Source organism: Plesiocystis pacifica SIR-1 (assembly GCF_000170895.1).
Lineage (GTDB): Bacteria > Myxococcota_A > Polyangia > Nannocystales > Nannocystaceae > Plesiocystis > Plesiocystis pacifica.
This window is the reverse complement of record NZ_ABCS01000077.1, coordinates 40,772-48,272: the sequence shown is the minus strand read 5'-3', so window position 1 is coordinate 48,272 and position 7,501 is coordinate 40,772. Positions and strand designations below refer to the sequence as shown.

Here is a 7,501-nt window from a genome sequence, read left to right as displayed (position 1 = left end):
GTGGTCGAGGAGGCCGCTCGTGGCCACCTGAGCGGCCCCGAGGCGGAGGGGGTGGTCCGGCGCAGCCTGGACATGGTCGCCGACGTGGTGGCCGCTCACGGCCTGCTGGGGCGGGCAGCGCTCGGGGCCGCGGTGGTCGAGGGGGTCTTCGGCGCCGGGGCGGCCGAGACCGAGGGCGCGCTCTCCTCGACGACGACAGAGGCGGCGGCGCTGCTCTCGGCTTTGGACTGGGCGCGCGTGAGCCCGCAGCTGGGCGCGCGAGCGAGTCGAGCCGTCCGCGCAAGGGAGCGCGCGGCGGCCGAGGCCCAAGGGGCGGGGGCGAGCGCTCCGACGGAGGCGACCACTCGTCCGGGGCCGACGGAGGCGACAGCCCCGGCGGCTGGCGAGGACCTTCGTCGGCGCCGAGAGGAGGAGGCGCCGGTCCAGGGCGTGAGCGCGGCGCTGCGCCGGCTGGTCCGGGCGCTCGTCGATGGGCACGCCGCGCGCGCGGACTCGGAGGGCAGCGAGGCCTCGACCCTGCCCGCGCTCCCGCCCGCGAGCGCCCAACCCGAGGCGCTCCAGCGCAGCATCCTCGCGCTGGCCCGGGCGCTGCTGGCCCAGCGTCCGACCCCGGCGGCGCTGCGCGGGCAGCTCGAGTGGCTGGCCTCGCCCGCGGCCGCCGAGCTCCCTCAGCCCTGGCGCGAGGCCCTGCTCGTCGAGCTCAACGCGAGCTTGACCTCGGCCGCGGGCTCCCCAGCCTCGGGACGAGGGCCCGCGGCCCACACCCCCCGCCCGACGCCGGACCGAGGCGAGCCCGCGCCGGCTCGCCGCGTCCCCCCCCGAGGCCTGGCCGAGCTCCTCGATCAGGGCGGCCTGGCCGTCGAGGACGCTGGCCTGGTCATGCTATGGCCCTTCCTCGAGCGCCTGCTCCAGCGCCTCGAGCTCGTCGACCCCGAGTCCCGCACCTTCCCGCACCTCCGGGCCCAGACCCTCGGCGCCCGGCTGCTCCACGCCCTCGCCCGCGGACCTGCGGCCTACGCCGAGGACCCCCCCGAGTTCACCATGACCCTGCCCAAGCTGTTGTGCGGCCTCGAGCCCGACGCCCCTCTCGACCCCGACGGCCTCGCCGAGGCCCTGCCCGCGACCTTCCTCGACGAGGGCGAGCGGCTGCTCGAGGCGGTGCTCGGCCACGCCGAGGGCCTCGGGCTGCGCGGCGTCGACGGCCTGCGCGGGAGCTTCCTGCTCCGCGGCGGCGTGCTCGTGTCCCGGGACGGGGCGTGGCTGCTGCGCGTCGCCGGTGAGGCCTACGACCTGCTGCTCGCGCGCGTGCCGTGGTCGTGGTCGTGGGTGTCCCTGCCTTGGATGGCCGAGCCGCTGCGGGTGGAGTGGTGATGGACCCGCGCGTCGCCCTGAACGCCGCCGCGATCGCGGCCGAGCTCGACTGGCTCAGCGTCGTGTTGGACCTGCGCTTGCGCCATTACTTTGGCGCGGTGGGGGAGGCCGCCCCGAGCGAGCCCGAGGCCCCCGAGGACACGGAGGCGGCCCCGAGCGAGGGAGAGACCCCCGAGGGCCCGGCCCCCGAGGACACGGAGACGGCCCCGAGCGAGGGAGAGGCAGCCTCGAACGAGGCGGCGCCCAAGCCCGGCCTGCCCAGCCCGCTGTCGGTCGCGCCGCCGCCCGTCGACAACGAGAGCGACTACGCGGCGATGGTCCGCGCCCTCGAGCTCGACGTCCCCGAGCGCCTGGCCCTGGCCCTGGCCCTGGCCGCCGAGCTCCGGCCCCAGGCCCTCGACGTGTTTGCGATCAAGAACTCGGCCACGGGCCGGCGGTTCACGGAGTTCGGCGGGGTCAACTCCGGGCCGAGCGAGCGCTTCGTCCCGACGGGGGAGACCCTGGCCTTCGTCCTCGACGGCGGGGAGCTGCTCGGCCGCATCTACGTCGTCGACCTGCTCGGCCCGGACCACGCCTTCGCGCGCAACGAGCTGCTGACCATCGACCTCGGCGAGCGCCCGCCGCCCCTGCTCCAGGCGCCCATGCGCGTGCCGGCGGACACCCTCGGGCTGCTCACCCGGGGCCAGGTCCCGCCGCCGCGGCTGAGCATGGACTTCCCCGCGCGGCGGCTCGAGACGCCGCTGAGCTGGGACGACCTGGTCTTGCATCCGGTCACCCGCCGGCAGGTCGACGGGGTGATGACCTGGCTCGACCACGGCGAGACCCTGCTCTACGACTGGGGCATGGTCCGCAAGCTGCGCCCGGGCCTGCGGGTGCTCTTTCACGGCCCGCCCGGGACCGGCAAGAGCATGACGGCGGCGCTGCTCGGCGCGTCCACGGGGCGGGAGGTCTACCGCATCGATCTATCGATGATCGTGTCGAAGTACATCGGCGAGACCGAGAAGAACCTCGCGCGGGTGTTCGACCGGGCGGAGCGGCGCGGGTGGATCTTGTTCTTCGACGAGGCCGACGCGCTGTTCGGCAAGCGCGGGGAGACCAAGGACTCCCACGACCGCTACGCCAACCAGGAGGTCGCCTACTTGCTGCAGCGCATCGAGAGCTTCGACGGCGTGACCATCCTGGCCTCGAACCTGCCGGAGAACCTCGACGACGCGTTCACGCGGCGCTTCGAGTCGGTGATCTACTTCCCCACGCCGCGGCCGGAAGAGCGGCTCTCGCTGTGGCGCAAGGCCTTCCCCGAGCGGGCGCCCGTGGAGGGCGTCGACTTCCACGCGATCGCGCGGGAGTACGAGCTCAGCGGCGGGGCGATCATGAATGTCGTGCGCCAGGTTTGCCTCGAGTCGATCGCGGGAGATGGGCAGGTGATCGACGAGGCGCGGATGCGCAAGGCGATTCGGCGGGAGCTCAAGAAAGAGGGCAAGGGGCTGTGATCGAGTCGAACTGCGCTTAGTGACAATTGTTGGTCCAAGAAACAGTTCTTGACGCTGAGCGCGCCCTGCCCCTCGAGAGGGGATGCGCACCCCCCGCGATCCGGCGTGAACATCGCAGCGCGCGAAGCCGCTCGGTGATCCTTCCGCGCTCGCGCGGGCGGGAGTTTTCGGCGCGAATCGCCTGAAATCGCCGTATACCGTCAATTATTGGGGATAGAAGCTGAGCCAATCGAGGTGCTGCGGGTCGGTGCAGGATAAACTTTGAGCCAGAACATTCGAGTTGGGGCCCAACAGGCGATATCTTGTGGGGGATGGGGGCACCTTTTCGCGCCTACGAAGACAGAAACCTCCTCGTGATCCGCTGGCTCGAGCCGAGCCCGGAGGCGATGGGAAAACTTGGTCGAAAGATCATTGAGATGAATAGTGCGCACGGTCCGGTGCTGCTCGCGGCGATCGTCGGTGGGGACTGCCCCGTCTTCGACACCGCGACGCGGAAGGCTCTGGCGACCTTCTTCGATGAGAGCGAGTCGGTGCTCGAGGCTTCGTGGACGGTGCTGCTCGGGCACACCCTGCGGCAGTCGATGTTCCGCAGCATCTTCGCGGGCATCAACTTGCTCATGGGGCGCCGCGCGCAAAACGACACCCTGGGTTCGATCGACGCGATGTTGGACGCGTTCACGGACAAGGGGGCGCCCGTCGAGGGGCTCGTCGATTCGCTCGAGCAGGCGCAGGTGCTCGTGCCTGAGCAGGACTGAGGGCAGGGTCACCTGCGAGGCCGTCCGTGTAGTTGGCCTTGGTGCGGGCGTCGCTCTGATCTTGGAGAGCGCGCACGGGCCGTGGGGGTCCCGCAGCGAGACTGGGCTCCCGGGTTCGGGGCTCGTGGACGGGCGCGTTTGGTGTGGGTGGATCGTGGGAGTTTGGGGAGGTGGAGACCGGCCCTTTAGCTTACGAAGAGGGACCCCCACGGCCCTTCTCGTGCGCGCTTGGGTTTGTTGGGGGGCTGGGGGTTTCTAGGATTTTTTTGAGGTGGCGGCGTTGTAGAGGGCGGCGGCTAGGCTGGCGTTGGGGTCGATGACGTGGGCGCCCTCGATGGGGAGGCGGGGGAGGGGGAGCTCGGTGCAGCCGAGCAGGACGGCGTCGCAGCCTTGCTCGCGCATGTCGTCGACGATGGCTTGGCGGGTCTCGCCGGCTTCGTCCCAGGTGGGGCTGCCGTCGGCCTTGATGGCGTTGATCAGGGACTGGACGCGGGCCTGGATGGGGGCGGTGGGGAACGCGAGCTCGAGGCCGGGGGGGTGCGCGAGGTCTTCGAAGACCTGGGCCCGGCGGCTGCCGACGGTGCACAGGACGGCGCAGCGTCGGGCGCCCTGGGCGTGGGCGGCGAGCAGCTCGGCCTCGAGCAGGGTGCGCAGGTCGATGCGGGCGGCGCTGGGGTGGCGGGCGAGGCAGGCCTCGACGGGGGCGATGATGGGCGCGGCGTGGGCGGTGATGCAGGGGATGGCGATGAGCTCGGCGCCGCAGCGCAGCAGGTCCTCGACGACGGCGGCGATGGCCTCGCCGGGGTTGACCGGGCTGTCGCCGAGCAAGAAGGCGTTGCGGTTGCCGATCGCCCTCGGCCGGGCGAGGTGGACGATCGAGAGGTGGTCCTGGTCCTCCTCGACGGGCGTGGCCGCGAGCACGCGCCGGTGGAGGTCGAGGCCCGTCCACGGCCCGAGGCCGCCGACGATTCCGATGGTCTTGCTGCTCGCCTGGGTCGACACCGTCGGCGAGCGTGCAACGGCGCCTTTGCGCCGTCAAACGGCCCCTGAAGTGCCTAGGTTAGCTTCCAGGCGGCCTTTTCTTCGCTGACGGTGATCTCGGTGCCGTCGAAGCGAATCCGCTTGGCCTTGTCGTCGATGATGGTCAGCAGCGAGACCGGCCGCTTCCAGATGCGGACCAGGTTGCGCAGCGTGTCCCGGGCGTAGCCGAGCTTGAGGTCGATGCCCTCGTGGCGGTGGGCCAAGAGCAGCTCGCCGCGGTTGTGGTCGTTGGCGTCGACGACGTAGATGAAGGGCTGGCCGAAGTTGGTCAGCTGCTGGAGCATCTGCTCCTTGACCTTCTTGAACTCGCGGGTCTCGATCTCGGCCCGGCCGGTGCGGCGGTTCTCGGCGAAGGTGAAGAACTTGTGCCGGCGGCAAAAGTCCATGGTGAAGAACTCGTCGATGAAGGTGACGTCGTTGTAGAGGCGGCGGACCTCGAAGATCTTGCTCTTGCCGAGGTTGAGCTGCAGATCCCACTCCTCCTTGGCCTGCTGGTCGTCGCACTCGTCCCACTGCTTGCCGAACTTGCCGGTGTCCCAGCGCTCCTCGATGTCGCGGTAGAGCTCGACGCCGATCTTGTAGGGGTTGAGCTGGTTGGGGGCCATGGCGGTGACCCCCGAGGCGGCCTCGGCGTAGTCGATGACCTCGTCGTCGCGCAGGGCGCGGGTGGTCATCAGCTTGGAGTGCCAGTAGGTCGCCCAGCCCTCGTTCATGATCTTGGTCTGGCGCTGGGGCAGGAAGTAGTACGCCTCTTCCCGGATGATGCCGAGCACGTCGGCCTCCCAGGGCTCGAGCGGGGCGTGCATGAGCAAAAAGCCCAGCAGGTCGCGCTCGGGGCGGGGCGGGATCTTCTTGGCCTGCTCGCGCTCTTGGAGGGCGCGCTTGCGCTGCTCCTCGATGAACTCGGGCGGGTTGAGGTAGTCGTCGAGGTAGGAGCGGTCGGAGCTGAGCCGGCCGATGTTGATGGGCACCTCGCCGCTCGGCTCGCGGATCGGGTTGCTGCGCGCGCCGCCCTTTTCATCGGCCAAGTTGGCGCGGAAGGGCAGCCAGGGGTCGATGAGGTTGTCGATGGAGTGGCAGGTGTCGATGAAGGCCTCGACCGGGTCGACGCCGTGGCGGTCCATGTGCCGGCGCACGCGGCTGGCGTGGTTGGCCATGCCGTCGATCATCTTGCGATCGGTGTGCGAGAAGAAGCGGTTGTGCTTGAAGAAGTCGCAGTGCCCGGACACGTGGCACATGACGAGCTTTTGATCGACGAGGCTGTTGCCCTCGAGCAGGTAGGCGTAGCAGGGGTCGGTGTTGATGACGAGCTCGTAGATCTTGCTCAGGCCGTAGGCCTGGCTCTTCATCATCCGGTCGTACTCCATGCCGAAGCGCCAGTGCGGGTAGCGGACCGGGAAGCCCTCGTAGGAGGCGATCTCGGCCATCTGGCGGTAGTCGATGAGCTCGTAGATGGTGGTGAACAGGTCGAGGCCGTAGTCGCGGGCGTAGCCCTCGATCTCGATCTGCATTTGCGCGAGGTGGCGGGGCAGGGGCATCACCGACCTCCCTTCAGGAAGTCACGGATCGAGTCCATGATGTCGTCCTTGGTCTTGACCTCGGAGGTGATCAGCAGCTCCTCGTCGCCGAAGGCCGAGCGCAGGTCCTTGATGAACTGGCCCGAGCCGTAGGGGCTCTCGACCTGGCCGTAGCCGAACTGGTTGCAGGCCGGGAGCAGCTGCTCGCGGAGCAGCTTGATGCACGCGGCGGTGTCGTCGACGGACCAGTTGTCGCCGTCGCTGAAGTGGAAGGCGTAGATGTTCCAGTTGCTCGGGTCGAACTCGCGCTCGATGAGCTCGACGGCCATGCGGTAGGCCGAGGAGATCATCGTGCCGCCGGACTCGCGGGTGCTGAAGAAGACCTCGCGCTCGACCTCGCGGGCGGTGGCGTCGTGGATGATGTAGCGCGACTCGATGCCCTTGTATTGGCTGCGCAGCCAGGTGTCGATCCAGAAGCTCTCGATGCGGACGATCTCTTTTTGCTCGTCGCCCATGGAGCCGGACACGTCCATCATGTAGATGATCAGCGCGTTGCTCTGGGGCTTGGGGTCGCTCTTCCACGAGCGGTAGCGCTTGTCCTCGCGGATCGGCACGATGATCGGCCGCTGAGGATCGTAGGTGCCCATGGCGATCTGTCGCCTCAGCGCGCGCTTGAAGGTGGCCTTGAAGTGGCGGAGGCTCTCGGGTCCGGTGGTCCGCAGGCCGACGTAGCGGTCCTTGACCGTCTCGAGGTTCTGCGAGCCGCGCGGCTCGATGCGCGGCAGGCCGAGCTCCTCGCCCATGATCGCCGCGAGCTCGTCGAGGGTGACCTCGACCTCGACGGCCTTTTGGCCCTCGCCCTCGCCGGCCTTGCCCGAGCCGTCGCCCTCGCCCTCGCCCTGCTCGACGGCGTCGCCGGGGTCACCGTCCCCCTGACCGACGCCCTTGCCCTTGTTGCTCCCGTGGACGAAGCGGGGGATGTCGATCTGCGGCATGGGGATGGAGACGGTCTCCTTGCCCTTGCGGCTGATCATGTCGCCGCGCGAGACGTAGCGGCGGAGGTTCTCGCGGATGCGCCCGCGGACGATCTCGCGGAAGCGGCGGTGGTCCTTCTCGATTCGCGAAATCATGCAGCGGGGACCTGGTCGGGGTCGGGCCGGCTCCAGGCCCTGGGGTGCGGGAGCGCCCCGGCTGGAAGCTCGGAATCTCAGTGTAGCACCGCGGCCCGCGGCGCACGTGTGAACGTGTGACACTTACATCAGAACCGGCATCGGCCCGCGACTGGACTGGCATCCCGATGGGCGCTCGAACTGGCATCCTGCGCGCT

6 protein-coding genes are annotated in these 7,501 nt (G+C 69.7%); 3 read left to right on the top strand and 3 right to left on the bottom strand.

The annotated features are described in order from the left end of the window. From PPSIR1_RS44220 to PPSIR1_RS29795, 3 genes are all read left to right on the top strand, one after another. A partial coding sequence (locus PPSIR1_RS44220; protein ID WP_269744733.1) for a contractile injection system tape measure protein occupies positions 1 to 1,371 on the top strand: 1,371 nt, incomplete at its 5' end. Beyond that, entirely contained in the window at positions 1,371 to 2,861 is a 1,491-nt protein-coding gene (locus tag PPSIR1_RS29800; protein WP_006974936.1) for an ATP-binding protein, read from the top strand. The genes PPSIR1_RS44220 and PPSIR1_RS29800, both read left to right, overlap by 1 nt. Positions 2,862 to 3,214: 353 nt before the next feature. Beyond that, positions 3,215 to 3,616, top strand: a complete 402-nt coding sequence (locus PPSIR1_RS29795; protein ID WP_157596113.1) for a hypothetical protein — start codon at positions 3,215 to 3,217, stop codon at positions 3,614 to 3,616. A 255-nt stretch (positions 3,617 to 3,871) separates the two neighbouring features. Here the strand turns inward: PPSIR1_RS29795 and PPSIR1_RS29790 are convergent, their stop codons facing one another. The 3 genes from PPSIR1_RS29790 to PPSIR1_RS29780 are packed head-to-tail and all read right to left on the bottom strand — an operon-like array spanning position 3,872 to position 7,304. Further along, a complete protein-coding gene (locus PPSIR1_RS29790) occupies positions 3,872 to 4,618 on the bottom strand; it encodes an aspartate/glutamate racemase family protein (protein WP_006974934.1) in 747 nt (248 codons plus the stop codon). Between the two features lie 53 nt (positions 4,619 to 4,671). Further along, the gene (locus tag PPSIR1_RS29785; RefSeq protein ID WP_006974933.1) at positions 4,672 to 6,195 is read right to left on the bottom strand and encodes a SpoVR family protein; all 1,524 of its coding nucleotides are present in this window, start codon (positions 6,193 to 6,195) and stop codon (positions 4,672 to 4,674) included. Continuing rightward, entirely contained in the window at positions 6,195 to 7,304 is a 1,110-nt protein-coding gene (locus PPSIR1_RS29780) for a DUF444 family protein (RefSeq protein ID WP_006974932.1), read from the bottom strand. The genes PPSIR1_RS29785 and PPSIR1_RS29780 overlap by 1 nt, the downstream gene beginning before the upstream one ends. Positions 7,305 to 7,501 lie beyond the last annotated feature (197 nt).

What these genes read in the sequence shown, in the direction of transcription:
- PPSIR1_RS29800 (WP_006974936.1), top strand. Translation starts at nt 1,371, where the DNA reads ATGGACCCGCGCGTCGCCCTGAACGCCGCCGCGATCGCGGCCGAGCTC.
- PPSIR1_RS29785 (WP_006974933.1), bottom strand. Translation starts at nt 6,195, where the DNA reads ATGCCCCTGCCCCGCCACCTCGCGCAAATGCAGATCGAGATCGAGGGC.
- PPSIR1_RS29780 (WP_006974932.1), bottom strand. Translation starts at nt 7,304, where the DNA reads ATGATTTCGCGAATCGAGAAGGACCACCGCCGCTTCCGCGAGATCGTC.